Here is a 24,126-nt window from a genome sequence, read left to right as displayed (position 1 = left end):
CTGGAATTGCCCTACCGCCGGGGATCGACACCCATGGCCGCCGATTGGCGGCGCAAAGCATCGCGGTCACTTCTCGACGCGGGCAGCAACAGGGGATCGACGTCGCCGGGCACGTCATCGATCATCTTGCGCGCGAGGCGATAGGCGAGAAAGGCGAATGTACCTGCCAGAAGCAAACGGATCATGCCGCGGTTCTCCTCTGATGAGGGTCAACCGGAAACATGACGGTTTGTTCCATCACGCGAAGTTCGCAACCAAACCGATGGCGCGTCGTTGAAAGGGTGGAGGCGACAGCGATGAAGAAGCTAGGATTAGCCCTCATTCTGGTGGTTTTGGCTGTCTCGGCCTGCGACAACAAATTGCCACCGACCAAGGCCCCTGGTGCCGAACAGAGCTCTCACGCCAGCGATCCTGTCATGGACACGGAGACTGTCAGCAACTGAGATAGTTCCGGTGCAATGAGGACCGCAAAACCTCAATGCATTGCAGCGATGCATTCTTCAAGCAGCTCAAGGCGGAACTTGGCATTGCGCAGTTCGTGGCCGGCGTCCTGCTGCAACTGACGGCCTCGGGCCGGCGATGCCACTGTGAGGTTTCTTTCCAGTTCGGCGATGCGCGCACGCACCTGCCGCGCCTCGTCCTGACGCAACGCCTTTATCCAGCTCCGCCCGCGCATCCGTCTTCCCGCAACAGCCCAAATACCGGCACCTTCCATGCCATAAAGACGCTAACGCCCTGCAAGTGCGAATATTCTAAATTTAATGGATGCTAATTTAGAAGGAGATCGGCGCGGGAAGAAGGCCGGCGCCGCTTGGGAGGAGAAGGCGCCGGCCAAGCGGATAAATCAGGTCCGCCGCACCATACAAGGTAGCTGAGTCTTGCCCCTGCGTCATGCGGGATCGCGGATTTCGGCCTTTTCCAGGCGTTTTCCACCGGCAAAGGCGTGCCGACGAGGGTCCGCAGCCGATCAAAATCCGAGCCGTTGCCTGGCGATGGCGGCATGGAAACTGGCTCCGAACACCAGCCCTTCATCATTGAAGTCATAGCTGGAATTGTGCAGCGGCGCCGAAGCCTCGCCATTGCCGAGGAAGACGAAGCAGCCCGGCACGTGATCGAGGAAACGGGCAAAATCCTCCGACGCCGTCACGGGCTCGCGGGCAATCGCGATATTGCCGGGCTCGAAGACATTTTTGGCGGCGGCGATGGCCGCCTCGACCAGTTCGGTATCGTTGTGCAAGGGCACGAATTCCCTGGTGTAATTGACCTCGGCGGCAACGTTGTAGGCGGCCGCGGTGCCCTCGGCGATGATGAGCATCTGGCGTTCGATCTCCGCGCTGACTTCGGGGCGAAAACTGCGCGCATCGCCGAGGATGCGGGCAAGACCAGGCAGCGCATTGCGGGTGCCGTCGGTGATCAGTTCGGTCACAGAAACCACGGCTATGTCGGTCGGGCTCAGGCGGCGCGAAACGATGGTCTGCAGATTGGTGACCAGCGCGCAGGCGGCGACCAGCGTTTCGTTGCCCGAATGCGGCCGTGCCGCGTGGCCGCCGAGCCCCTTGAGCACGATCTCGAAATTATCCTCGGCCGACATGACCGGGCCGGCACGGGTCTCGAAGTGCCCAACGGGAAGGCCGGGCATGTTGTGCAGGCCAAAGATCTCGTCGAAGGGGAAGCGCTGCATCAGGCCGTCGTCGAGCATGGCCAGCGCGCCCCTGCCCCACTCCTCGGCCGGCTGGAAGATGAAGCGCACGGTGCCGTCGAAACCACCCTCGCCCGCCAGCAGCTTTGCCGCGCCAAGCAGCATGGCGGTGTGGCCATCATGGCCGCAGGCGTGCATGATACCGGGATTGACGGAGCGGTAGGGCGCGCTTGATTGCTCCGCGATGCGCAGCGCATCCATGTCGGCCCGCAACGCAATGGCGCGGTTGCCGCTGCCGCGCTTCAGCGTGCCGACGACGCCGGTGCCGCCGACGCCCTCGGCGACATCGTCCAGGCCGAATTCCCGCAGCTTGGCCGCGACGAAGGCCGCGGTGCGTTTCTCCTCGAAGCCGAATTCGGGGTGCGCGTGCAGGTCGCGCCGCCAAGCGGTCATCTCGCGCTTCAGCGTTTCTGGATCGAGTTTAGCCATGTCTTCAGCCCTCGAGTTCGGCAAGTTCAGCGACCACATCAAGCAGGATGTTGGCGCCGGCAACAAGCTCGGCATCCTCGGTGTGTTCATGCGGGCTGTGGCTGATGCCTCCGGCGCTCGGCACGAAGATCATCGCCGCCGGCGCGATGCGCGCGATCATCTGCGCGTCATGGCCGGCGCCCGAGGTCATGCGCCGCGAGGCAAGCCCGCGCTTCCTGGCAGCAGCCTCGATCAACTCGACGACCTGCCCATCGAAAACAACCGGCTCGAAGCGGGCCAGCCGTTCGACCGACACGGTGATGCCCTCGGCGGCGAGCTGTTCGAGAAAGGCGGCCAGCGACGCCTCCTGTGCTTGCAGGCTCTGCTCGTCGGGATCGCGCAGGTCGACCGTCAAGACGGCGCGCGATGGGATGACATTGATGGCGTTCGGCTCGAAGCGCATCGTGCCGACGGTGGCAACGGTCGGCGCGTTGGAGGCCGCGGCAAGGTCATGCAGGAAGGTGACCACGCGTGCCGCGGCATATCCGGCGTCGCAGCGCATCGACATCGGCGTGGTGCCGGCATGGTTGGCGACGCCATCGAGGGTGATGCGCTGCCAGGAGATGCCCTGCAGGGTTTCCACCGCGCCGATCGGAATGCCTTCGCGCTCCAGGACCGGCCCCTGTTCGATGTGCAGTTCGACATAGAGGTGCGGCTTGAGAAAGCCAGGTTCGCGCTCGCCGGCGTAGCCGATGCGGACGAGTTCCTGCCCGAGCGTGCTGCCGTCGGTGCCGACAGCGGCGAGTGCCGCCTCGACATCGACGCCGCCGGCATGGACCAGCGACCCCATCATGTCGGGGGAGAAGCGCACGCCCTCCTCATTGGTGAAGGCCGCGACGGCGAGCGGGCGCAACGGCGAGAGACCCGATGCCTTCAGCGTCTCGATTACCTCCAGCCCGGCAAGCACGCCGTAGCAGCCATCATAGATGCCGGCGTCGATGACGGTATCGACGTGGGAGCCGATGAGCAGCGGCGCCTCGCCTACATTGTCGGCACTTTGCCAGATGCCGAAAATGTTGCCGATGCGGTCGATGGCGACGTCGAGCCCGGCCTGGCGCAGCCAGCCGACAAAGAGGTCACGGCCCTGCCTGTCGGTGTCGGAGGCGGCCAGCCGGGTCAGCCTGCCCTCGCCGTCGCGGCCAACAGCGCCAAGTTCGCGGATGCGGCCAAGCAGGCGCTGCGCGTCGACCGCGATCATGGCGTTGCCTCGGCAACGAGCTTGCCGGCCAACACATCAGCAGGGCTCATGCCAACCAGTTCGGCATAGCGATGCGGGTCGGTGGCGCCTTCGGTGTTGATCACCAGCACGCGGGATTTGCCGTCGAGGCCAAGATCGGCCCTGTTTTCGGCCATCGCCCGGATCAGTCCGGCAAGACCGACCCCGCCGCTCTCGCCGGCAACGATGACCGGATCGCTGCCGGCAGGCAGGGCCAGCCGCCGCATCGCGCCGACCGCGTCGCCCTCGTCCACGGCCATGAAGGCATCGGCGGCGCGCGCCAGCACGCGCCAGGCGACCTGTGAGGCCTCATAGCATTCAAGCATGGCCATGACCGTCGGCTGGTCGTGCGCCACCTTGACCACATGCCCTGCCCGGGCAGCCGCGACAACGCAGGCCGCGCGCGCTGGCTCGACAACGATGAAGGTCGGCCTGGCGTCGCCGAGCACGATGGCGAGATGGCCGGCCACCGCCGCGGCAAGGCCGCCAACGCCGGCCTGGACGAAGACATGGGTTGGCGGTTCGCAGAGCTGGCGCAGCGCTTCGCGCACGATCGCCGTATAGCCTTGCATCACCAGGCCGGGAATCCGCTCATAACCCGGCCACGACGTATCCGACACCACGCTCCAGCCCTTCTCGGCCGCGACCTGTGCCGCTTGCCTGACGGAATCGTCATAATTGCCATCGACGCGAACCATCTCAGCGCCGTAGCGGGCTATGGCAGCAATGCGTCCGTCGCTGACGCCGGCATGGACAAAGATCACGGCCCTGGCGCCGGCAAGCTCGGCGCCTTGCGCGACCGAGCGGCCGTGATTGCCGTCGGTGGCGCAGGCAAATGTCATCTTCGCGGCGACCGAGCGAACATCGGCACGATCGAGATCCTCGATATCGACGGGGCGGCCAAGGCGCTTGCCTGCCTCTTCCAACACCAGGCGGAAGACAGCATAGGCGCCGCCCAGCGCCTTGAAGCTGCCCAGGCCGAGACGAAAGCCCTCATCCTTGACATGCAGCGCGGCGAGGCCAAGTTCGCCCGCCAGCGCCGGCAGCGCGTGCAGCGGCGTCATCGCGTGATTGTCGCGATGGGCAAGAAAGCGCTCGACCGTGTCCGCGCCCGCGATCCCGAGGGTTTCGGCATCGGTCGCATCAAGCGGCTCACCGTGCAAGGCATTGCGATTGGGCAGGAACACTGGCGCCTCCTTGGCAGTCAGCGACAACATATTGCAGGACAGGCGCAAAGAGCGCTGTAATTGAGCCTGCGAAATGCAAGTTTGTTTCACCGGGATACCGCATTGCCTCCATCATCGCCTCCGCTCGACAGTTTCGATCTCGCCATCCTTGCCATCCTGCAGCGCGACAACACGACGCCGCAGCGGCTGATCGGCGAAGTGGTGAACCTGTCGGCACCGGCGGTGCAGCGCCGCATCAAGCGCATGGAGCAGGCCGGCGTCATTGCAAGCAATGTCGCAATCATCGAACCCGCGGCGGTCGGCCAGCCCATCACCATCTTCGTCGAGGTGGAGCTGGAGAGCGAGCGAACCGAGCTGATCGACGCGGCCAAGCGGCAATTCTCGCAAACGCCCGAAGTGCAGCAGTGCTATTACGTCACCGGCGAGGCCGACTTCATCCTCGTCATCACGGTGGCCGACATGGGCGCCTATGAGGCGCTGACTCGAAAGCTGTTCTTCGGCAACAACAATGTCCGGAAATTCCGCACCTTCGTGGCCATGGACCGCGTCAAGGTCGGGCTGACGGTGCCGTTGCCGGATTGAGCCTTGCCGGCAGGCAGGCTCCACCGCCATGCTTTTGACATTCTCAGGACGCGAATTGAGCTGGGAGGCGTGCTTGGACCGCACCACGACAGTAGCGATCATCGGGGCCGGGCCGGCGGGCCTGGCGGTTGCCGCATGCCTGCGGCAGGCCGGCGTCGACTTCATCATCATCGAAAAAGAGCAGCAGGCCGCCCCTGCCTGGCGGCGCCATTACGAGCGCGTCCATCTGCATACGACCAAGCGCTATTCGTCGCTGCCCTTCGTGCCCTTTCCTAAACACTATCCGCGTTATGTGCCGCGCGCTCTCTTCGTCGACTATCTCGATGCCTACGCGCAACGCTTCGACCTCAGGCCCCAGTTCGGAGAAACGGTGAAAGCGGTCACCCGGGACGGTCGCGGCTGGCGTGTGGACGCGCCATCCGGACCGTTGCGCGCCAAACATGTGGTGATCGCGTCAGGCTACAATGCCGAGCCCTTGCGGCCCGGGTTTGCCGGTCTCGACACTTTCACGGGCAAGACATTGCACAGCGCGGACTATCGCAATGCCAAACCGTTCGCCGGTCAGTCGGTGCTGGTCATCGGCATGGGCAACACCGGCGCGGAGATTGCGCTCGATCTGGCGGAAAACGGTGCACAGCCGACCATTTCCGTACGCGGCGGCGTTCATATCGTGCCGCGCGAACTGTTCGGCGTGCCCATCCAGATGGTCGGCATGGCTGCGCGCCTGGGGCCGCAACGCTTCAACGATGTTCTTTTCCCGGTCATTCTCGACGTGGTGCTGGGCAGGCTGGAAAAATACGGGCTCAAACGGCCGGGACAAGGACTGCTGGAACAGATTGCGATTGCATCGCGCATTCCGGTGATCGATGTAGGCACCATCGGCAAGATCCGCGAAGGCGCGATCAAGGTCGCGCCCGATATCGCCGAGATTTCGCAACGCGGCGCCCGTTTTGCCGACGGCAAACACAGCAAATTCGACGCGATCATCTTCGCCACCGGCTACCGGCCGGGCTATGCCAGATTTCTCGAGCCCGGCATCCAGCCGGACCGCAGTGGCGTTACCCCCAAAGCCTCGGATCTCGGTCTCTACCTCATTGGTTTCCACAATGCAGTCACCGGATTGCTGCGCGAGATCGGGATCGAGGCGCAGGCGATCGCCGACGATATAAGGCACCGGCTGAACAGGAAAAAGGCTTCCGAAATCCTGCCGGTGTGATCTGCGGCCTGCCCTATCCCGGTGCAGTCTTCAGCATCATGCCGGCGATCTCCTTCGTCAGCTTGGAGGCGACAAGCGCCGTCATGTTGGAGAGATCCTGGCTTGGATTGTATTCGACAATATCGGCGGCCACGATCGGCTGGTCGATGCCTTGAATGAGGTTGATGACCTGCCGGGTCGACAGCCCGCCGGGCTCGCGGTGCGAGACGCCGGGTGCAAAGGCGGGGTCGAGCCCGTCGAGATCCATCGAGACATAGACTGGTGTTGTGAGGTCGAGCCGCAGGCCCTCGCTGACATGGCGCGCCTCGACCACCTCGATGCCGAAGCGCCCGATCTGGCCGCGAAGGTCGTCGTTGAGGGTGCGCAGGCCGATCTGAATCAGCCGGTCGGCCAACCGCTCCTCCATGATGCGGGCGAAGGACGAGGTGTGGGAGCGCAAATTGGCCTGATAGGCAGGATAGATATCGGGGTGTGCATCGATTTGGACGATCGTCAGGCTAGGGTGGCGCCGCCGCACGGCACGCAGAACCGGCCAGGCAATGGCGTGATCGCCACCCAGGCTGATCAGCGGATGGCCGGCATTCAGCGCGCGTCCGACCTCGCTTTCGATGCGTTCCCAGGGGTCGCCGGCGCCGGCAAAGTCGATGTCGCCATGGTCGAGGAAGCGATCCGTCAGATCGAAGCCGGTTTCGCTCCACGAACTGTGGGCGTCGCCAGGCAGCTCCCGCCTGATCAGCGCTGGGGCGTCGGCCGAGCCGCGCAGATGGGACGAGTTCTCGTCATGCGGTATTCCCAGAAGCGAAATCGCGCCTGTCATCGACGTCCTCCCCGATGCAGAGAGAGCCTCTATACCGGTACGAGTTGGCCGTTGCGACGAGAGCTGGTTGGGCCAGGTCCGTGCCAGGGATTGAGATCGGCTAGGCCTTGCGCAGCCAGACCTTGTTGTCGTGGAAGGCGGCGCCGCCATAGGGCGCCGGCGCATCGGCTCCGGTCAGCACGTTGATGCCCTCGCCGCGCTCATGCGCGCTGTTCGGCCAGATGCCTTCGGCGATCACCACGCCGCGCTTGATGCCGTCGAAGAATTTCGCGTGCAGCACCAACTCGCCGCGCGGGTTGCCGACCTCGACACGGTCGCCGTCGGCAAGCCCAAGATCCGCCGCGTCGTCGGGATGGAGGAGCAATGCCGGCCTGCCTTCCTTTTCCTTCGACACCGGCGTTTCGGCAAAGGTCGAGTTGAGGAAGTTGCGCGCCGGCGAGGTCGTCAGCCGGAACGGATGCGCCTCGTCGGCCACTTCGATCAGGTCGACATGGTCGGGAAACTCTGGCAGGCGCTCCACCGGTCCGAACAGGCCCATGCTCTTCGGCGGCCGGTTGGGAGCCGCCTGGCCGGTCCAGTCGGCGCGGAAGCGAAATTTACCATCCGCATGGCCAAACCCGTTGATAAAATGTGCGGCCTCGAAATCCGGCTGCAGATCGACCCATTTCTGCTCTTTCAAGCTGTCGAAACTGCCCAGCCCACGCTTGCCGAGAATGATGTCGATGTGCTGCTGTTCTGTCAGGCCGAAGCCCGGGCGGTCGGCGACGCCGAGGCGCTCGGCCAGTTGCTCGATGACGAAATGGTTGGTGCGCGGCCCTTCCGGTGGCTCGATCAGCTTTGGCCCGAGCGTGATGTGCTGGTTGCCGCCGCCCTTGTAGACGTCGTCATGCTCCAGAAACATCGTCGCCGGCAGCACCACATCGGCCAGCCTGGCGGTGTCGGTCATGAACTGCTCGTGCACGCAAGTGAACAGGTCGTCGCGCAGAAAGCCCTGCTTCACCAGCCGCTGCTCAGGCGCGACATTCACCGGGTTGGTGTTCTGGATCAGCATCGCCGTCACTGGCGGTCCGCCGTAGAGCGCGTCGCCGGCGCCAGTCAGCACCGGACCGATGCGCGAATGGTCGAGATAGCGGATGGACGGATCGCGCATCCTGGTGCCTTCCAGCACCTCCTGGTTGAGCTTGAAGATGCCGGAATTCGAATGGAAGGCGCCGCCGCCCTCATACTGCCAGCTTCCTGTGACCGCGGCGATGCAGGAGGCGGCATGCATGTTGACGGCGCCGTTACGCTGGCGGGCAAAGCCGTAGCCGAGACGGAAATAGGTTTTCCTGGTCGTGCCAACGAGGCGGGCAAAGGCTTCGATCTCGGCGACCGATAAGCCCGTGATCTGGGCCGCCCATTCAGGGGTTCGCGTCCTAAGATGCTCTTCCAAACCCTTCGGATCGTCGGTGTATTTTTCGAGATAGGCACGGTCGGCCAGGCCTTCCCTGAACAGCACATGCATGACCGCGCAGGCCAGCGCGCCGTCGGTGCCGGGTTTCAGCACCAGGCCCATGTCGGCCTGCTTCATCGTCGCGTTTTCATAGACGTCGATGACGACGATTTTAGCGCCGCGTTCCTTGCGCGCCTTGATGGCATGGGTCATCACATTGACCTGCGTGACCACGGCATTGGTGCCCCAGATCACCACGCAGTCGGATTTCGCCATTTCGCGCGGGTCGGGCCCACGCAAGGCGCCCGCCCCCATCATCCAGCCAGTCCAGGCGAGATTGGTGCAGATCGACCCGAAGAAGCCCGAATACTTCTTGGCATGACGCAGCCTTTCGATGCCGTCGCGCTGCACCAGCCCCATCGTGCCGGCATAGAAGTAAGGCCAGACCGTCTCCGAGCCGTATTTGTCTTCGGCCGCGATGAACCTTTCGGCGACGAGGTCGAGCGCGGCCTCCCAGCTCGCTTCCTGCCAGACGCCGTCGCCTTTTGCGCCGGCGCGGATCAGCGGCTTCAGCAAGCGGTCGGGGTGGTGGACGCGGTCGGCATAGCGCGCGACCTTGGCGCAGACGACGCCGGATGTGTAGGTGTTGGCCTTGGCGCCATGGACACGGCCGATGCGGTTGCCGTCGAGCAACTCGACCTCGAGCGCGCAGGTGGACGGGCAATCATGCGGACAGGCCGAATGGCCGATGCGAAGCTTGGCGTGCTGGTTCATGGGGGATGTTTAGCTGGTTCCGAACGTGGCGTGTAGGGCCAGTTTTGCCCATAGACTGCCTTTCGGGGATGCCTTTTCTACCCGATATGTGGCGACTTCCACCCGATGTGTGGCGACGCATTGCAAGCACCGCATCCCGCACAGCGTATGTGGCGCCGGACATGCGCTGCCTGCTTCGATCCATAGTTCCATCGACATCGATGGCCTCCGGTATCGATTACAACCCAACGGCAATCTCCTGGATAAAATCCAGGAATGCCCTGACCTTGGCCGGCGGCAGATGGCGTGATGGGTGGTAGGCGTAGAGTGGGTAAAGTTCTTCCGACCACTCCGGCAGGATCGGCACGAGGTCTCCCCGTGCCAGGAACGGCGACAGGCCGATGGCGAGGCTTTGGAAAATGCCTTGGCCCGCGACGCAGGCCGTGACCGCGACGGAAGGATCATCCAGCACCAGACGGCTTGGGATCTTGACCTCGACGATCTCTCCGCCTCGGTGAAACTCCCATGGAAAAGGAAGGCCGGTCTGGGGATCGCGGAAGAGAAGCGCCTCGTGGTGGACAAGGTCGTTCGGCGATCGCGGCTCGCCATGCCGTTCGAGATAGGCCGGCGCCGCAACCGTCAGAATCTGGGCTTCCAGGAGTTTGCGCACGATAAGGGACGACGCATCGGGCGGCCCGAAGCGTATCGCCACGTCCACGCCGCTCATCATCTCCTCGCGATAGTTGCTGGTCAATAAATCCAGCACGAGCAGTGGATAGCGAGCGAGGAACCGCTGCAGCCCGCCTGCGAGCACCGTGCGTGCGAACCACGGGTCCACCGATACGCGCAGCCGGCCGCGCACCACCGCCGCCGCGCCCGCGGCCTCGGCCGCAGCCTCATCCAAGCCTGCGAGCAGCGGCATCACCTGCGCATGGAAGCGCCGGCCTTCCTCGGTCAGGCTGACCTCGCGTGGATTGCGATCGAAGAGCCGCACGCCGACCCTGGCCTCCAGACGCGCGATGGCCCGACTTACCCCCGATGGCGTCAGGCCGAGCATCTCCGCGGCACGGGCGAAGTTCCCGGCCTCCGTGACCGCTGCCAGGACCCCGACGCCGGTGAGAAGCCGCGTGTCGAAAACCATTCGATCTCCCTTCGCCTACACCCCGATGACGAGGATCGGTGATTTCTAGTCATCATAACACTGATCTTAATGCGCGTGAATCACTGGATGGCGAGACGTACAAGCATGGCGTCACCGCAGTGCCGGCCGAGAGAGGCTGAGCAGGTCGGATTTCCTTCGATCCGGAAAGGAGTTAGCCATGAATCACCTCACACGCAGAACGATGCTTCAGCGCGGCGGAATGCTGGGGGCCATCCTGGCTCTCGATGCGGTCAGCCCCGCTCTGGCCAAGACAACGCCAGCCGGTTCGTCGATGCGGTTCAAGGCGATCGACGCCGCCCTGCGCGAAGGCGTTTCGAAGAACGACGTGGCCGGCGTCATCGCCGTCGCGGCGACGCCGAAAGGCATGGTCTATGAGGGTGCCTTCGGCAAGGCGAACACTGCAACGGGGGCGCCGATGACGCTCGACACGGTGTTCTGGCTGCTGTCGATGACCAAGGCTTTCACGGCTACGGCCTGCATGCAGCTGATCGAGCAGGGCCGCCTCAATCTGGACGACGACGCGGCGAAATACCTGCCTGAGCTGGCCTCGCCGCAGGTTCTTGACGGCTTTGCCGAGAATGGAACGCCGCGACTGCGGCCGGCCAAGCGCGCGATCAAGGTGCGCCATCTGCTGACGCATACTTCCGGCTACACCTACTCGATCTGGAGCGAGGCTCTGACCCGCTACGAGAAGGTGACGGGCATGCCCGACATCGCGACCTGCAAGAACGCAGCTTTCACCGCCCCGCTCGAATTCGAACCCGGCGAACGGTGGGAATACGGCATCAGCATGGACTGGATCGGCAAGCTCGTCGAAGCGGTGTCCGATCAGTCGCTCGAAATCTACTTCCGCGAGAACATCTTCGCGCCGCTCGGCATGAGGGATTCAGGCTTCCTGATCGGCACCAAGCAGAAGCGGCGCGTCGCCACCTTCCACAACCGCGGGGCCGATGGCGGGCTGGAGCCGGCGCCCTTCGAGATGCCGCAACGGCCGGAGTTCTTCATGGGCGGCGGCGGTGCCTTCTCGACACCGCGGGACTATATGGCCTTCCTGCAGGCACTGCTGAATGGCGGCGCGCTGCATGGCGCGCGAATCCTGCGTCCGGAGACGGTCGCCATGATGATGCAGAACCAGATCGGCGAGCTGAGCGTCCAGGAGATGCGCTCGGCGCAGCCGTCCTATTCCCGCAGCTTCGACCAGTTCCCGCAACAGCCGCATAAATGGGGCCTGTCCTTCGACATCAACACGCAGCCAGGACCGAATGGGCGCTCCGCCGGCAGCATCTCCTGGGCAGGTCTGCTCAACTGCTACTTCTGGCTCGACCCGGTGAAGCACGTCACCGGCGCGCTTTTCACCCAGGTCCTGCCCTTCTACGACGAGCGGGTCGTCGCGCTCTACGGCGCGTTCGAGCGCGGTCTCTATGCCGGGCTCGCCTGAACCCCTGGCGATCGACACCAACCTTTTGGAGAACCACCATGTATGCAATCACCGGAGTAACCGGCAAGGTCGGCGGCGCGCTTGCGCGCAGCCTTCTCGCCGAGGGATTGCCTGTCCGCGCCGTCCTGCGTGACGCGGCCAAGGCAGCGGAGTGGAGACGTCGCGGCTGTGATGTCGCCTTGGCCGAGATGGACGATGCGGCAAGCCTGGCCTCGGCCTTCAGGGAGGCTGCGGGCGTCTTCATCCTGCCGCCCTCCGAGTTCGATCCGGAACCCGGCTTTCCCGAGGCTATGCGCGTCATCTCGGCCGTGACCGCTGCCTTGGCCGAGGCGCGTCCCGGCAAGGTGGTCTGCCTGTCGACCATCGGCGCGGACGCGCCGCACGAGAACCTGCTGACCCAGCGCACGCTGATGGAACAGGCGCTGGACGGGATCGGGCTTCCGGTCACCTTCCTAAGGCCCGGCTGGTTCTTGGAGAATGCGCTCTGGGACATTCCCTCGGCGCGTGACGAAGGCGTGCTGCGCAGCTTCCTGCAGCCGGCCGACAGGCCGTTGCCGATGGTCGCGACGCAAGATGTCGGGCGCCTGGCCGCCGTGCTGCTTCAGGAGAATTGGATCGGGACGCGGGTCATCGAACTGGAGGGGCCTGTCCGCGTCTCGCCCAACGATCTCGCCCGCGCCTTCGCCACGGTGCTGGAGCGCCCGGTCAAGGTCGAGACGGTGCCACGCGAGAGCTGGGAGCAAATCTTCCGTTCCCAAGGTACGCAAAATCCGTTGCCGCGGATCCGGATGCTTGACGGCTTCAACGAGGGCTGGATCGAGTTCAGCGACCAAGGCCGGTCGGCGATCAAAGGGACAACGACGCTCGATAGCGTTATCACCAACCTCGTCGCGGCGAGCCGGTCAGCCACCTGACACGGTCACGATTTGGCGCATGGACTTGCGAACCAGTCGCTGGCGCGAAGCGGTGGCGGTCGCCCGTGCCCTGCCATCGCCACAGTTTCGAAAGGAAATCATCATGGAATCGATCATCACGCAGGGCGTTGCGATCCCGCGCCTCGGTTTCGGTACGTTCCGCATGCCAGGGGACGACGCCCAGCCGGTCGTCGAGAGCGCCATTGCGCTCGGCTACCGACATATCGACACCGCGGCGATGTACGAGAACGAAGCCGCCGTCGGCGCCGCCATAGCAGCGTCCGGCGTGAACCGGAACGAGCTCTTCGTCACGACGAAGGTATGGCACGACCAACTTGCGCCGGATGCGTTGCGCCGGGCCTTTGACATCAGCCTGGGCAAGCTGAGGCTCGACCATGTCGATCTTTACATGATCCACTGGCCGTCCAAAGACTTGGACATCAAGGCGACGCTGGAAGCGTTGATGTCGCTGCGGGAGCAAGGCCTCACGCGTGCGATCGGCGTGTGCAACTTCAACCTGCCGATGATCCGCCGCGCCGTGGAGGAGATCGGTGCGCCGATCGCGAGCGTCCAGCTCGAATACCACCCATTCCTGTCGCAGGACCGGATGCTGTCCTACCTGCGGGGCAACGGCATCCCCTTGACGGCCTACGCGCCGCTCGCCCAGGGCCGGGCCGCCAGTGACGCAACGCTCGCCGGCCTCGGGCGCAAGCATGGCTGCAGCGCAGCGCAGATGGCCATCGCCTGGCTTCTGGACCAGGAGGGCGTCATCGTGATCCCGAAAGCCGCGCGCCCCGAAAGCCAGAAGTCCAATCTCGATGCGCTCGGCATTCGGCTCGACGATGAGGATCGCGCGACGATTGCTGCTCTGCCGAAGGACCAGCGCTTCGTCCGGCCACCCTTCGCACCCGATTGGAATGCCGCTGCATGAAATCGCGGCATGGGGCTGGCGCTGTGATCGGTCCCAATCGCGGTTTGCGACGAGGTCGGCCGCCCTACTCCGCCGTGCCTTCCTCATACTCGGCCGACATGGTCAGCCATTTTTCCTCGTGGCCGGCCAGCGTCTGGGCGAGCTGCGAGCGCTCCTTGGCCAGGCGCGTCGCCGTCGAGGGATCCTTTTCGTAGATCGCCGGATTGGCCAGTTCGTCCTCGATGCCGTCGATGCGTTTGCGGATGCGGTCCATCAGCGCTTCTGTGGCGCGGATTTCCTTGGCCAGCGGTTCGAAGGCGGCGCGGCGCGCCGCCGCATCGCGGCGGCGGTCGGCTTTTGACGCCTTGTCGGCCTCGCGCCTGCCGCGGCGGTCGCCGGACACGCCGGTGACCAGCGTCTTGTAGTCCTCCAGGTCGCCCTCATACGGATTGACCGCCCCGTCCTTGACCAGCCAGAGCCGGTCGGCGGTCGCCTCAAGCAAATGGCGGTCGTGCGAGATCAGGATGACAGCCCCGGGAAATTCGTTGAGCGCATGGATCAGCGATTCACGGCTGTCGATGTCGAGATGGTTGGTCGGCTCGTCGAGGATGAACAGGTTCGGCCCCTCGAAGGCCGACAAGCCCATCAAAAGCCGTGCCTTCTCGCCGCCGGACAAGTCCTTGGCTGGCGTATTCATCTTCTCGGTCGTCAGACCGAACTGGGCAACACGACCGCGCACCTTGGACTCCGGCGCCTCCGGCATCAGCCGGCGGACATGCTCATAGGCGTTTTCCTCCGGACGCAGATCGTCGAGCTGATGCTGGGCGAAGATCGCCACCTTCAGCCCGGGCGCCACCGTCATCGTGCCGCTCTCCTGCTTGAGCCGGCCCGACAGCAGCTTGGCGAAGGTCGACTTGCCGTTGCCGTTGGCGCCAAGCAGCGCGATGCGGTCGTCGGCGTCTATGCGCAACGTCATTTTCTTCAGGATCGGCTGGCCTTCGGTGTAGCCGACATTGACGTTGTTCAGCGCCACGATCGGCGAGGCCACGGTCTTCACCGGTTCGGGAAAAGAGAACGGCCGCACCGAATCGTTCACGATCGCCGCGATCGGCTTCATCTTTTCCAGGGCCTTGATGCGTGACTGCGCCTGTCTGGCCTTGGACGCCTTGGCGCGGAACCGCTCGACGAAGGATTCCATGTGCTTGCGGGCGGCCTCCTGTTTGACGCGACCCTTTTCCTGCAATTCCTTCTGCTCGGTGTATTGGCGCTCGAACTGATCGTAGCCGCCGCGCCAGAAGGTCAGCTTCTTCTGGTCGAGATGAACGATCGAGTTGACGGCACGGTTGAGCAGGTCGCGATCGTGCGAAATCAGAAGCACGGTGTGCGGGTATTTCGACACGTAGTTTTCCAGCCACAGCGTGCCTTCGAGGTCGAGATAGTTGGTCGGCTCGTCGAGCAGGAGCAGATCAGGCTCTGAAAACAGCACGGCGGCCAATGCCACGCGCATGCGCCAGCCGCCGGAGAAGGACGAGGCCGGCCGGCGCTGCGCCGCGTCGTCGAAGCCGAGGCCGGCGAGGATGGTTGCCGCGCGGGACTCGGCCGAATGAGCGTCGATGTCGGCCAGCCGCATGTGGATGTCGGCGATGCGGTGCGGATCGGTGGCGGTCTTTTCCTCTTCGAGCAGCGCCGTGCGTTCGAGGTCGGCCTTGAGCACGATCTCGATCAGCGGCTCCTCGGTTCCCGGCGCTTCCTGCGCCACCTGGCCGATGCGCGTGTTCTTCGGCAGGCTGATCGAGCCGGTCTCGGAGGGAAAATCGCCGGTGATGGCCTTGAACAGCGTCGTCTTGCCGGTACCGTTGCGGCCGACAAGGCCGGCCTTGGTGCCGGCCGGCAAGGTCAGCGAGGCATGGTCGAGAAGCAGGCGCCCGGCCATGCGGAGCGAAAGGTCGTTGATGATCAGCATGGCCGCGCTTTTGCACTGGACATCAACGCTTCGCAAGACCTTCCGGGCCAGTTGGCCGCACAAGGCCTGAAACACAGGCGGGAGCGCGAGGCGAATGGTGGCCTTGTCCGTGAAATTCGTGCCTGTCCTCGACGACCGCCGAAGGCCTGATCGCGAAACGCGCCTGCGCTCATCACCGGAAAATCCTCGAAGGCTAAAGGCAAAGTCTATCGCCACACTGTCCGCGCCGTGGTGGTCAATATTGAACAGACGGGCGCCCGACGCGCGTCCTACGCTTCACGAGCTGACGAAACCGGACTGCCCCCCAACCACGTTTGGTTACGACAGCAGAACCCCGGCCGGGGATTTTTCAGCATGGCAAAGGAAACGGCTCGGCATCAATCGGAAAACCGGGTCCGCCCGAATGAACCAAGGCGGCATGGAGATTTGAGGATGCCCACGCTTCCGTTGGCGCTCAAGATCGCAGACGCCGTTTCCGATGCCCAGCGGCGTCGGCGCAGGCTGGACATAGCAGCCGTTGCCAGTCTGTTGCTCGACGCCCATCCCGAGGCTGGGCATAGTTTGATGGAAATTGCCGACACATTGCGGGATGAAGTTGCATCCCAAGGAACCTTGGCACAGGGAACTGCAGCGACGTCTTGTTAGCATCGACATCGCAGGCCGACTTCCCAACCATTCCGAACACTGCGGCGGGCGTGCCTTACGTGACGAAGCCCCGGCCAGGGACTCTTCAAGACGCCAGGAGATCGGGGGAGGAAGACCCGAATGACGCCGACCGCATTTGGATAGTCTTCGCAGCGGGCCGCGTCTGGTCAATATTGACCGGTTTCGCGAGATATCGGATTCTGTTTCATCAAGGCTGAAGCCTCGTCAGCATCGTGATAAAATCCAATCTGGTCAGTGGATGGGGTCATTGATGGAAGGAAGATCAGATCAGCCGTTCGACCCGAAGGTTTTTCTGGCGAAAGCAGATCTCGGGCGCACCATCACACGCTATGGACCCAACCAGAAGATATTCTCGCAAGGCGATGTCGCGGCTTCGGTCTTCTACATCAATGAGGGCCAGGTCAAAATCAGTGTCCTGTCCGAACAGGGAAAGGAAGCTGTCGTCGCCATAATGGGGACCGACGATTTCTTCGGCGAAGGTTGCTTGGCCGGCCAGACCCGGCGCATGGCAACGGCGGTTGCGATGACCGATTGCGAGATCATGCAGTTGGACAAGAAGGCGATCATTCGCGTCATTCATGATGAGCCGGCCTTTTCGGAAATGTTCATCGCGCATCTTCTGACACGAACCATCCGTGTCGAAGAGGATCTGGTCGATCAGCTTTTCAATTCGAGCGAAAAGCGCCTGGCACGGGCACTTCTGCTGCTTGCAAATTTCGGCAAGGAAGGAAAGCCAGAACCCATTCTCGGCAAGGTCAACCAAGAGACGCTTGCCGAAATGATCGGCACAACGCGACCGAGAGTCAGCTACTTCATGAACAAGTTCCGCGACCTCGGATTCATCGAGTACAATGGGAAACTCGTGGTGCACAGTTCGTTGCTGAACGTGGTTCTGCACGATCAACCACAAATCAGACGGTGAACCCGGAAGGGCAAAGCCGCCTTCCGGGTTCTATTGGCTGTCGCGTCTAGGCCAACTGGCCGGGGCGCTTCCCGCTTAGCCAGCCGCCTTGCGCTTGGCTCCCTTTGCCACGGCAGCCGGTGCGGCTGCCGGTTTGCGGCCAAGTCCCGTCGACTTTGCCAGCGCCGACCGGGTCGCCGAGTAATTGGGAGCGACCATCGGATAGTCCGGCGGCAAGCTCCATTTGGCCCGATAGTCGTCCGGGCTCAGACCATAGTCTGTCCTGAGATGTCGCTTGAGCGACTTGAACTTCTTTCCGTCTTCCAGGCAGATGATGTAGTCGGGAAACACCGACTTTTTCGGGTTTACGGCCGGAACCAGGCTCGGGCTTTCTACGACGACCGCGCCAGCCAACTTTCGAACCGAGGCGCTGACGCTGGCAATCAGGTCAGGCAGGCCGGAAGCTGGTAGCGGATTGTTGCCTACATAGGCCGAGACAATATCGGCCGTTAGCTCTATAACGGTCTTATCCTCGATATTTGACAATTCTTTCATCCTATTTGCGAGAAAGTCATCCACCCCAGCGAAGACTTCGTCGACGTATCTCTTTAACCGCGTCCCCCCAACGGCCCGCCAAGTACCAAAACGAATCAAGACTTGGCGTCAACTATCTTTATGGGAAATGCACGCTGCGCAATTTAGAAAATCTAATACTTGGAAGCAGCAGACTTGGTCGTCCGGGTATCGGCCAATATCTCAAGAATACGCCGCCAACGGGCACAGCGCCCGAAATCCTTCTGCTCAATTGCCTTTTCGGCCTTCATCGCCGCGTAGAGCGGTGCTTCGGCACCAAATTCCTTGATCAGCCAATGCGCTTCCTGCCTGGCGAGACGTTCATTGTCGTCAAACATAGTCTTGCGCCTCCGAGCGCTCCAGTCCGACCGCGATACAACTGCCGATGACGAGGACGGCCCCGGCAATGGCGGTTGTCGTCAACCGTTCGCCGGACAGGGTCAGCAGCAACGTCGAGGCAATCGGCGTGAGATAAGCGACGACCGCGACCTTGCCGCTGCCTTCGAGCTTCAAGGCCCGCGACCAAAAGTAATAACCCAGCCCCATCGGACCGGCGCCGAGATAGAGTCCCAGGGCGAGATCGACGCCGGAGGGCCAGGCGACGCCTTCGCCAGCGGACCAAAAAAGCGTCAAGGCGACACCGACCAGCGACGAAGGCAGCAGCAGGCGATCGGGCGAAGTGGCGAGCCGTCCCACCATCACCGAATAGAAAGCCATGCACAGCGCAGATCCAAATGCGGCGAAATAGCCGACGATATCGCCCTGGAACCAGCTGCTCTCACGCCCTCCCGAAATCACTAGCGCAACACCCACGAAGCCAAGGGCCGCGGCAAGACCCAGCAAGACCGGGCGCCGGGGATTGTCGAAGGCGATCACTGCCGCGGCGACCATCAAGGGCCAGGTGTAGGCCACGAGATTGGCTTCGATCACCGGCATCGAGGCGAAGGCGATGTATTGCAGCACCATGGTGCCGACCAGACCGATGAATCCGACCGCGAGAGGTGCGAGTGCCGCCCTTGGCGCCATTGGCGGCGCTTCCTCGCGGCTCATGAACCGGATCAAGGCGAAGACCAATGCAGCTCCCGCAAATTGCAGGAACTGAACTTGCGATACCGGATGGGTTGCCAGCAGGGATTTGCCGACCAAAGCATTGGTCGACCACAAAGTCACCGCGCCGGCAGCAAAGAGCAGCGCGGATATCGAGCCTGATCCATGCCAAAACAATCGGCCTCGGGCTCTATCCCTGTGTTGGACCATGATCTCGTCCGAAGACCGGCTCCCACTTTTCGGGATTATGGTTGACTACCATGATTCCCTGGCTCCGCCCGAAACCTGTGCTTCGGCGGCCGGGGTGGGCGTCGGATGTTCCGCCTCGAACCGGCGATAGGCCGGCAACTGGTTGGTCCAGACGTCTTCAGCCAGTTCGTTGACCCATTCACGGTCGTGATCATTGTCGGCGGCGAGATAGAACATGCGGTTGTCGTCGACATAGGGCTTGGCCACCGAACGCTGGTTGAGCACTAGGGTGACGCGCTCGCCATACTGGATCGGGGCGGTGCGATGCAGGACGCCAAGGAACTGCCCGAGCGTCGCGTAGTTCATCTTGTGATCGATGCGCATGATGCGGTTGCGCGGGATCTCGCGGCCGGATTCGAGGATGGCGCGGCCGGTCTCGGAATCGTCGCAATAGATTTCGAGATGGCCGCCGACGAGCGGATCGCTGATCGACAGCGGAATGAGTTCGGTAACCGGAACGCCGTCGCAATGCCATTCGACGGCGCCATCCCTGGGATTCATGAAGGTGACGGTCGAACCGACGATCGACAGCGGATAGGGCTCAAGTTTCGTGCCCATCATGTCGGACAGCCGCTCGAGGCGCAGCTTGTCGTGCAGCAACTCCTTGATTTCGGGAATGAAACGGTCGGCGCCGGTGATGAAGGTCAGGTCGAGGTGCTTGTGCACGGCGTGGCTGTCCTTGAGCTTCAAGGCGGCCTCCTCGATTGCCGCGAGCAGCGCCGGGTCATAGCCATGCAGATACTGTGCAACGCCGAAACTCGACACTTTCCAGGCGGTTTCGTGGCCGATAATGGCCTCGCGGCTCATCGCATAGCGCAGATCGGGTATGGTATGTGCGTTCATTGTACTTCTCCAAGTGGGGGGCAAACACTTGGTTAACAGTCGATTAAATTAGCACCCCCTGTAAAATTAGGAATGCTGGTGCTAGTGTAAGCCCAGCTTAAGGTCGAAGCCGGTGCGTTTGCTCAGTCAGGTCAACCTCAATTCGCTGAAAATCGTGGAGAGTGCTGCGCGCCACGGGAATTTCACGCGAGCCGGAGAGGAGCAGTTCATCACTGCGTCAGCGGTCAGCCAGCGCGTCAAGAGCCTGGAGGATCAGTTGCGCTTCAAGATTTTCCAGCGCGGTGGCAATGCGGTGTCGCTGACGCCGGAAGGCGAGACCTATGTCTCGCGCGTTCGCGAGGCGCTGGAGCGGATCGTCGCCGCCAGCATGGAAGCGACCGGGCAATCGCAGGAACATGTGCTGAAGATATCCGTGCTGCCGACCTTCGCAGCACGCTGGCTGTTTCCGCGCCTGCCGGAGTTCCAGCGGCGACATCCCGATATCGTGATGCGGGTTTCGACCTCCTACGCGACGCATGAGTTCTCGACCTCGGATTTCGATCTCGAAATCCGCTATGGCGACGGCCATTTCAACGGGCTGCCATCCGATCTGCTGTTTCGGGAGGACCTGACACCGGTGTGCAGCCGCAAACTGTTCCATGAGGTTCTCGGCGACAAGCCGGTGTCCAAGGTGGAGCCTGACGATCTCAGGCACTTCACCCTTCTGCATTCCGACACCTGCACCCAGAACTGGCAGTCCTGGCTTGGCTTTGCCGGTGCCAGCTTCGTGCTCAGCGAGACCAAAAGCATCTATTTCGACTCGTGCATGATGTCCTATGAGGCCGCCAATGCCGGAATGGGCTTTGCCGTGGCCAACCGTGCCTATATGGCCAGCGACATCCGCGCCGAAAGGCTGGTCGCTCCCTTTGCCGTCCACCATCCGAATACCGCCGGCTGGTATTTCGTCTCCCCCCAGAAGTGCTTTGCCGCACGTAAGGTGCTGCTGTTCAAACAATGGGTCATGGCGGAAGCGGCTTCGACGCAACGCCAATTGGACAGTGAAATCCGCGACCTGGCTACCGAAGCTGTCTGAAATTCGTATCAGCGCCCAATTGTCCCCCGATGACCGCCGGTCAGAAAATTGAGAGCCATCGGTTAATGGACGTCCAATCCATGCAACCCGTCCTGGCCGGCAAGATTGTGGAACTCAAGCCGCTTCAGCCGGGGCATTCGCAGGGCCTTCTGTGTGCGGCCGCGGACGGTGAGCTGTGGAACCTCGCGGCCACCGTGGTTCCCGGGCCAGCCACGATCGATGACTATGTAGCCTGCGCCCTGGCTGGACGACGGGCCGGGACCGTCATGCCTTATACAATCGTGCTGCGCGGCACGGGAGCGATCTGCGGGAGTACGCGGTTCTGGAAGATCGATCGCATGAACAGAAAATTGGAGATTGGGCACACGTGGCTCAGCGCTTCGGTTCAGCGATCAGGGGTCAATACCGAGGCAAAGTACCTTCTCCTGGCCCATGCCTTCGAGGTCATGGCGTGTGTGCGAGTGCAGTTCACCACCGATGAACTCAATGACGCATCGAGAGCGGCCATTCTGCGGATAGGGGCAAAGCAGGAAGGGATCGTTCGCAACGAGCGGATCATGCCAGACGGCAGGAAACGCAATTCCGTGCGGTTCAGCATCATCGATTCCGAATGGCCTGACGTGAAGGCCATGCTTCTGCAGAAGATGCGACGGTAGTCGGCGCAGGCCGTTCGCCCGGATCAGGCGAAAGCCCTGCCCTCTTCGGTACGCTGGAAATGCGCCAGATCGAGCGGCACGGAAGGACGGCCGAGGACAGTCAGGATCATATGCGCCTGGCCGCGATGATGGGTCTGGTGGTTGAAGACATGCGCCAGCGCGGGCGCAAGACGCTGCGAGACGGTGCGCATGTCCGACAGGGTCATATAGGTGAAGCGGCCCGACAGCGCCTTGTCGCTCAAGCCGGAGAGCCAGTCGATGATCCGCCGGTCCTCGGCCTCGCGCGCCGTCCTCAGCTTGGGCAAGGCCCGATGCAGTATGGCATCCAGCGCCGTCGGCGCGTCGCCCTCGCCGGTGAAGCGCTTCATCCAGATGCGATCGGCGGCGAGCAGATGGTTGAGGGTGCCCATCAGCGAGCCGAAGAAGGCGCCGACGTCGCGATTGAATTCCTCTTCATCAAGGTCCGCGGCGGCATCATAGATGCGGCCATTGGCCCATTGATTATACGCCGCAAACATCATGAAGTGCTGTTTCATCTTTTCTCCCGCCGCCCCGTTTCGGGGTGTCGCGAGCGATACCTAGACCGCAAAGAGACCCGCGCCAATGACCATTCTGCTTTATGAGCTCGTCGGGCGTGACGAGAGCCGTCCGTTCAGTCCGCATTGCTGGAAGGCGACAATGGCGCTGGCCCACAAGGGGCTCGATATCTCGACCGCGCCGACGCGTTTTCTCGAGGTGCCCGCCATCGAGGGCGGCGCCTCGAAAACCGTTCCGGTGATCCGCGACGGCGACAAGGTCGTCATCGATTCCTTCTACATCGCGCTCTATCTCGAGGACGCCTATCCGGACCGGCCGACGCTGTTTGGCGGCGACGGTGGCAAGGCGATGGCGCGCTTCATCGAGCGCTGGTCGCAATTGACCATCCATCCCTACGTCACCACTGCGGCGCTCGTCGACCTCCATGCCATGCAGGACGAAGAAAACGCCGTGTATTTCCGGCAGAGCCGGGAGCAGCGCTTCGGCAGGCAGCTGGAAGATGTCGTCGCGGCGCGCGATGCCGGCCTGGCGGCGTTTCGGACTTCGCTCGAACCGCTGCGCTCGATGCTGGGCTACCAGCCTTTCATCGGCGGCGCCTCACCGCTGTTTGCGGATTACATCGTCTTCGGCGCGCTGCAATGGGCGCGCATCGCCACGCCCTACCAGCTGCTTGAAGACAGCGATGCCGTGGCGCAATGGTTCGCGCGTTGCCTCGACCTGCATGGCGGGCTGGGACGAAAGGTTGCGGCAGCGGCCTGACGGCCGCAAGCGCTTGCCCTGCCCGCAAGGCAGATTGGACGCGCCGTCCATCCGTGGCGAGAATCAGCGGCAGGACAGCGGGCCTACTTGGCCGCCTTCTTTGGCTTGCTGGTCTTCGGCTTGCTGGCTTTCGCGACAGCTTTCTCTTCCTTTGGAGCGGCTTTGGCCTTGCTGGCGCCAGATGCCTTCTTGGCCGGCTTCTTGGCTGCCGACGGCTTGCCCGCATCTTCCCGATCGATATCGGCTGCCGCCTGGTGCCAATGGCGTTCGTGGTGACCGGCCGGTTGCCCCTCTTCCTGCCAGATCTGATGTGCGCGGTTGCGAATGCGCTCCTGACGATCGTCTGCCATGGTCATGTTGTCTCCATTCGGGCCGACTTCAGCGCGGCGCCGACGCGTGACTATAGCAAGCAAAGCGTTGCTGTGCAGCCGTCTGATGTCGCCTGACGGCTTGCCGGCCTGACATACATGTGCGTAGCGCTCCGGCCCTTCGATCCCCGCTTTGGGCACTCGTCATTCTGAAAGCCAGGCAATCGGCTTTCCGTCCGCTTCGCGGACCGCTCCTCACCCCTTGGCAATGGGCCGGGCGGCTTGTATAGAGCCCGCCACTCTCAATTCCATTTCTCAGACAAGGAAACCCCATGGCGCTCGAACGCACCTTTTCCATGATCAAGCCGGACGCGACCCGGCGCAACCTCACCGGCGCCATCACCCAGATGCTCGAAGACGCCGGCCTGCGCGTCATCGCATCGCGCCGCGTCTGGATGAGCCGCCGCGAGGCGGAAGGTTTCTACGCCGTCCACAAGGACCGTCCCTTCTTCGGCGAACTGGTCGAGTTCATGTCGTCGGCTCCGACGATCGTCCAGGTGCTGGAAGGCGAGAATGCCATTGCCAGGAACCGCGAAGTGATGGGCGCCACCAACCCGGCCAACGCCGCCGAAGGCACCATCCGCAAGGTCCACGCGCTGTCGATCGGCGAGAATTCGGTGCACGGCTCCGACGCGCCGGAAACCGCCGCGCAGGAGATCAAGTACTGGTTCTCGGACACCGAGATCGTCGGCTGAGCC

Annotated in this window: 25 protein-coding genes; 10 read left to right on the top strand and 15 right to left on the bottom strand. The window is 63.0% G+C overall.

Annotated features, from left to right (window positions below; all coding sequences use genetic code 11):
- Positions 1-11: 11 nt before the first annotated feature.
- From ACLGL5_RS19625 to ACLGL5_RS19605, 5 genes are all read right to left on the bottom strand, one after another.
- Positions 12-185, bottom strand: coding sequence for a hypothetical protein (locus ACLGL5_RS19625; protein WP_019857355.1), 174 nt, complete (start codon positions 183-185; stop codon positions 12-14).
- 290 nt (positions 186-475) lie between these two features.
- The gene (locus tag ACLGL5_RS19620) at positions 476-649 is read right to left on the bottom strand and encodes a hypothetical protein (protein ID WP_236952089.1); all 174 of its coding nucleotides are present in this window, start codon (positions 647-649) and stop codon (positions 476-478) included.
- A 318-nt stretch (positions 650-967) separates the two neighbouring features.
- Entirely contained in the window at positions 968-2,128 is a 1,161-nt protein-coding gene (locus ACLGL5_RS19615; protein WP_069091833.1) for a M20 aminoacylase family protein, read from the bottom strand.
- Positions 2,129-2,132: 4 nt separating this feature from the next.
- Positions 2,133-3,365, bottom strand: coding sequence for a Zn-dependent hydrolase (locus ACLGL5_RS19610; RefSeq protein ID WP_069091832.1), 1,233 nt, complete (start codon positions 3,363-3,365; stop codon positions 2,133-2,135).
- Complete coding sequence (locus tag ACLGL5_RS19605) at positions 3,362-4,570, bottom strand: diaminopropionate ammonia-lyase (protein WP_069093375.1); 1,209 nt, start codon at positions 4,568-4,570, stop codon at positions 3,362-3,364. Before ACLGL5_RS19605 ends, ACLGL5_RS19610 begins: the two co-directional genes overlap by 4 nt.
- Before the next feature lie 102 nt (positions 4,571-4,672).
- On the opposite strand from ACLGL5_RS19605, the gene ACLGL5_RS19600 reads away from it, so the two are divergent.
- A complete protein-coding gene (locus ACLGL5_RS19600) occupies positions 4,673-5,152 on the top strand; it encodes an Lrp/AsnC family transcriptional regulator (RefSeq protein ID WP_019857350.1) in 480 nt (159 codons plus the stop codon).
- Between the two features lie 28 nt (positions 5,153-5,180).
- A complete protein-coding gene (locus ACLGL5_RS19595; protein ID WP_069091831.1) occupies positions 5,181-6,368 on the top strand; it encodes a flavin-containing monooxygenase in 1,188 nt (395 codons plus the stop codon).
- A gap of 13 nt (positions 6,369-6,381) precedes the next feature.
- On the opposite strand, the gene ACLGL5_RS19590 is transcribed toward ACLGL5_RS19595, so the two are convergent.
- The 3 genes from ACLGL5_RS19590 to ACLGL5_RS19580 form a co-directional block, all read right to left on the bottom strand.
- Positions 6,382-7,185, bottom strand: a complete 804-nt coding sequence (locus ACLGL5_RS19590) for an arginase family protein (RefSeq protein ID WP_069091830.1) — start codon at positions 7,183-7,185, stop codon at positions 6,382-6,384.
- A gap of 100 nt (positions 7,186-7,285) precedes the next feature.
- Complete coding sequence (locus tag ACLGL5_RS19585; RefSeq protein WP_069091829.1) at positions 7,286-9,391, bottom strand: molybdopterin-containing oxidoreductase family protein; 2,106 nt, start codon at positions 9,389-9,391, stop codon at positions 7,286-7,288.
- A 217-nt stretch (positions 9,392-9,608) separates the two neighbouring features.
- Positions 9,609-10,511, bottom strand: a complete 903-nt coding sequence (locus ACLGL5_RS19580; protein ID WP_069091828.1) for a LysR family transcriptional regulator — start codon at positions 10,509-10,511, stop codon at positions 9,609-9,611.
- Positions 10,512-10,689: 178 nt separating this feature from the next.
- Between ACLGL5_RS19580 and ACLGL5_RS19575 the strand changes: the two genes are divergently transcribed.
- The 3 genes from ACLGL5_RS19575 to ACLGL5_RS19565 all read left to right on the top strand — a co-directional run bounded on the left by ACLGL5_RS19575 (position 10,690) and on the right by ACLGL5_RS19565 (position 13,815).
- Positions 10,690-11,970 (top strand): serine hydrolase domain-containing protein, encoded by a 1,281-nt coding sequence (locus ACLGL5_RS19575; protein ID WP_069091827.1) that lies wholly within the window; start codon positions 10,690-10,692, stop codon positions 11,968-11,970.
- A gap of 38 nt (positions 11,971-12,008) precedes the next feature.
- On the top strand, positions 12,009-12,884 hold the full coding sequence (locus ACLGL5_RS19570) for an NmrA family NAD(P)-binding protein (protein WP_069091826.1): 876 nt from the start codon (positions 12,009-12,011) through the stop codon (positions 12,882-12,884).
- Between the two features lie 103 nt (positions 12,885-12,987).
- On the top strand, positions 12,988-13,815 hold the full coding sequence (locus ACLGL5_RS19565) for an aldo/keto reductase (RefSeq protein ID WP_027046688.1): 828 nt from the start codon (positions 12,988-12,990) through the stop codon (positions 13,813-13,815).
- Between the two features lie 64 nt (positions 13,816-13,879).
- On the opposite strand, the gene ACLGL5_RS19560 is transcribed toward ACLGL5_RS19565, so the two are convergent.
- Entirely contained in the window at positions 13,880-15,757 is a 1,878-nt protein-coding gene (locus ACLGL5_RS19560; protein ID WP_020628819.1) for an ABC-F family ATP-binding cassette domain-containing protein, read from the bottom strand.
- Positions 15,758-16,673: 916 nt separating this feature from the next.
- On the opposite strand from ACLGL5_RS19560, the gene ACLGL5_RS19555 reads away from it, so the two are divergent.
- Positions 16,674-17,345 carry a Crp/Fnr family transcriptional regulator gene (locus ACLGL5_RS19555; RefSeq protein WP_069091824.1) on the top strand — a complete coding sequence of 224 codons (672 nt, stop codon included), beginning with the start codon at positions 16,674-16,676 and terminating at the stop codon, positions 17,343-17,345.
- Between the two features lie 75 nt (positions 17,346-17,420).
- Here ACLGL5_RS19555 and ACLGL5_RS19550 read toward each other — a convergent pair whose 3' ends face one another.
- The 4 genes from ACLGL5_RS19550 to ACLGL5_RS19535 form a co-directional block, all read right to left on the bottom strand.
- Entirely contained in the window at positions 17,421-17,879 is a 459-nt protein-coding gene (locus ACLGL5_RS19550; RefSeq protein ID WP_019857325.1) for a Ros/MucR family transcriptional regulator, read from the bottom strand.
- 152 nt (positions 17,880-18,031) lie between these two features.
- Positions 18,032-18,235, bottom strand: a complete 204-nt coding sequence (locus ACLGL5_RS19545; RefSeq protein WP_019857323.1) for a hypothetical protein — start codon at positions 18,233-18,235, stop codon at positions 18,032-18,034.
- Positions 18,228-19,154, bottom strand: a complete 927-nt coding sequence (locus tag ACLGL5_RS19540; protein ID WP_019857321.1) for a DMT family transporter — start codon at positions 19,152-19,154, stop codon at positions 18,228-18,230. Before ACLGL5_RS19540 ends, ACLGL5_RS19545 begins: the two co-directional genes overlap by 8 nt.
- A gap of 45 nt (positions 19,155-19,199) precedes the next feature.
- Positions 19,200-20,036: a hypothetical protein gene (locus ACLGL5_RS19535; RefSeq protein WP_019857320.1), complete on the bottom strand. Its 837-nt coding sequence runs from the start codon at positions 20,034-20,036 to the stop codon at positions 19,200-19,202.
- A 112-nt stretch (positions 20,037-20,148) separates the two neighbouring features.
- On the opposite strand from ACLGL5_RS19535, the gene ACLGL5_RS19530 reads away from it, so the two are divergent.
- Both ACLGL5_RS19530 and ACLGL5_RS19525 read left to right on the top strand, forming a co-directional pair.
- Complete coding sequence (locus ACLGL5_RS19530) at positions 20,149-21,108, top strand: LysR substrate-binding domain-containing protein (protein WP_019857319.1); 960 nt, start codon at positions 20,149-20,151, stop codon at positions 21,106-21,108.
- Between the two features lie 80 nt (positions 21,109-21,188).
- A complete protein-coding gene (locus tag ACLGL5_RS19525) occupies positions 21,189-21,764 on the top strand; it encodes a GNAT family N-acetyltransferase (RefSeq protein WP_027046687.1) in 576 nt (191 codons plus the stop codon).
- A 23-nt stretch (positions 21,765-21,787) separates the two neighbouring features.
- On the opposite strand, the gene ACLGL5_RS19520 is transcribed toward ACLGL5_RS19525, so the two are convergent.
- Positions 21,788-22,300: a DinB family protein gene (locus ACLGL5_RS19520; RefSeq protein WP_019857317.1), complete on the bottom strand. Its 513-nt coding sequence runs from the start codon at positions 22,298-22,300 to the stop codon at positions 21,788-21,790.
- Positions 22,301-22,367: 67 nt separating this feature from the next.
- Between ACLGL5_RS19520 and ACLGL5_RS19515 the strand changes: the two genes are divergently transcribed.
- The gene (locus ACLGL5_RS19515) at positions 22,368-23,060 is read left to right on the top strand and encodes a glutathione S-transferase family protein (RefSeq protein WP_069091823.1); all 693 of its coding nucleotides are present in this window, start codon (positions 22,368-22,370) and stop codon (positions 23,058-23,060) included.
- Between the two features lie 83 nt (positions 23,061-23,143).
- On the opposite strand, the gene ACLGL5_RS19510 is transcribed toward ACLGL5_RS19515, so the two are convergent.
- A complete protein-coding gene (locus ACLGL5_RS19510; protein ID WP_019857315.1) occupies positions 23,144-23,416 on the bottom strand; it encodes a DUF2934 domain-containing protein in 273 nt (90 codons plus the stop codon).
- Positions 23,417-23,700: 284 nt separating this feature from the next.
- Here ACLGL5_RS19510 and ndk point away from each other — a divergent pair, with 284 nt between their 5' ends.
- On the top strand, positions 23,701-24,123 hold the full coding sequence (ndk, locus tag ACLGL5_RS19505; RefSeq protein WP_019857314.1) for a nucleoside-diphosphate kinase: 423 nt from the start codon (positions 23,701-23,703) through the stop codon (positions 24,121-24,123).
- Positions 24,124-24,126: the final 3 nt, after the last annotated feature.

This window comes from Mesorhizobium sp. U510 (assembly GCF_059180695.1).
This window is presented reverse-complemented; position numbering and strand designations above follow the sequence as displayed.

Excerpts from the sequence above, each read along its gene's own strand:
- ACLGL5_RS19565 (WP_027046688.1), top strand. The coding sequence starts at position 12,988 with ATGGAATCGATCATCACGCAGGGCGTTGCGATCCCGCGCCTCGGTTTC.
- ACLGL5_RS19575 (WP_069091827.1), top strand. The coding sequence starts at position 10,690 with ATGAATCACCTCACACGCAGAACGATGCTTCAGCGCGGCGGAATGCTG.
- ACLGL5_RS19585 (WP_069091829.1), bottom strand. The coding sequence starts at position 9,391 with ATGAACCAGCACGCCAAGCTTCGCATCGGCCATTCGGCCTGTCCGCAT.
- ACLGL5_RS19570 (WP_069091826.1), top strand. The coding sequence starts at position 12,009 with ATGTATGCAATCACCGGAGTAACCGGCAAGGTCGGCGGCGCGCTTGCG.
- ACLGL5_RS19535 (WP_019857320.1), bottom strand. The coding sequence starts at position 20,036 with ATGAACGCACATACCATACCCGATCTGCGCTATGCGATGAGCCGCGAG.
- ACLGL5_RS19590 (WP_069091830.1), bottom strand. The coding sequence starts at position 7,185 with ATGACAGGCGCGATTTCGCTTCTGGGAATACCGCATGACGAGAACTCG.
- ACLGL5_RS19560 (WP_020628819.1), bottom strand. The coding sequence starts at position 15,757 with ATGCTGATCATCAACGACCTTTCGCTCCGCATGGCCGGGCGCCTGCTT.
- ACLGL5_RS19540 (WP_019857321.1), bottom strand. The coding sequence starts at position 19,154 with ATGGTCCAACACAGGGATAGAGCCCGAGGCCGATTGTTTTGGCATGGA.
- ACLGL5_RS19625 (WP_019857355.1), bottom strand. The coding sequence starts at position 185 with ATGATCCGTTTGCTTCTGGCAGGTACATTCGCCTTTCTCGCCTATCGC.
- ACLGL5_RS19550 (WP_019857325.1), bottom strand. The coding sequence starts at position 17,879 with ATGAAAGAATTGTCAAATATCGAGGATAAGACCGTTATAGAGCTAACG.
- ACLGL5_RS19595 (WP_069091831.1), top strand. The coding sequence starts at position 5,181 with ATGCTTTTGACATTCTCAGGACGCGAATTGAGCTGGGAGGCGTGCTTG.
- ndk (WP_019857314.1), top strand. The coding sequence starts at position 23,701 with ATGGCGCTCGAACGCACCTTTTCCATGATCAAGCCGGACGCGACCCGG.
- ACLGL5_RS19525 (WP_027046687.1), top strand. The coding sequence starts at position 21,189 with ATGCAACCCGTCCTGGCCGGCAAGATTGTGGAACTCAAGCCGCTTCAG.
- ACLGL5_RS19580 (WP_069091828.1), bottom strand. The coding sequence starts at position 10,511 with ATGGTTTTCGACACGCGGCTTCTCACCGGCGTCGGGGTCCTGGCAGCG.
- ACLGL5_RS19610 (WP_069091832.1), bottom strand. The coding sequence starts at position 3,365 with ATGATCGCGGTCGACGCGCAGCGCCTGCTTGGCCGCATCCGCGAACTT.
- ACLGL5_RS19545 (WP_019857323.1), bottom strand. The coding sequence starts at position 18,235 with ATGTTTGACGACAATGAACGTCTCGCCAGGCAGGAAGCGCATTGGCTG.
- ACLGL5_RS19555 (WP_069091824.1), top strand. The coding sequence starts at position 16,674 with ATGGAAGGAAGATCAGATCAGCCGTTCGACCCGAAGGTTTTTCTGGCG.
- ACLGL5_RS19520 (WP_019857317.1), bottom strand. The coding sequence starts at position 22,300 with ATGAAACAGCACTTCATGATGTTTGCGGCGTATAATCAATGGGCCAAT.
- ACLGL5_RS19615 (WP_069091833.1), bottom strand. The coding sequence starts at position 2,128 with ATGGCTAAACTCGATCCAGAAACGCTGAAGCGCGAGATGACCGCTTGG.
- ACLGL5_RS19515 (WP_069091823.1), top strand. The coding sequence starts at position 22,368 with ATGACCATTCTGCTTTATGAGCTCGTCGGGCGTGACGAGAGCCGTCCG.
- ACLGL5_RS19510 (WP_019857315.1), bottom strand. The coding sequence starts at position 23,416 with ATGACCATGGCAGACGATCGTCAGGAGCGCATTCGCAACCGCGCACAT.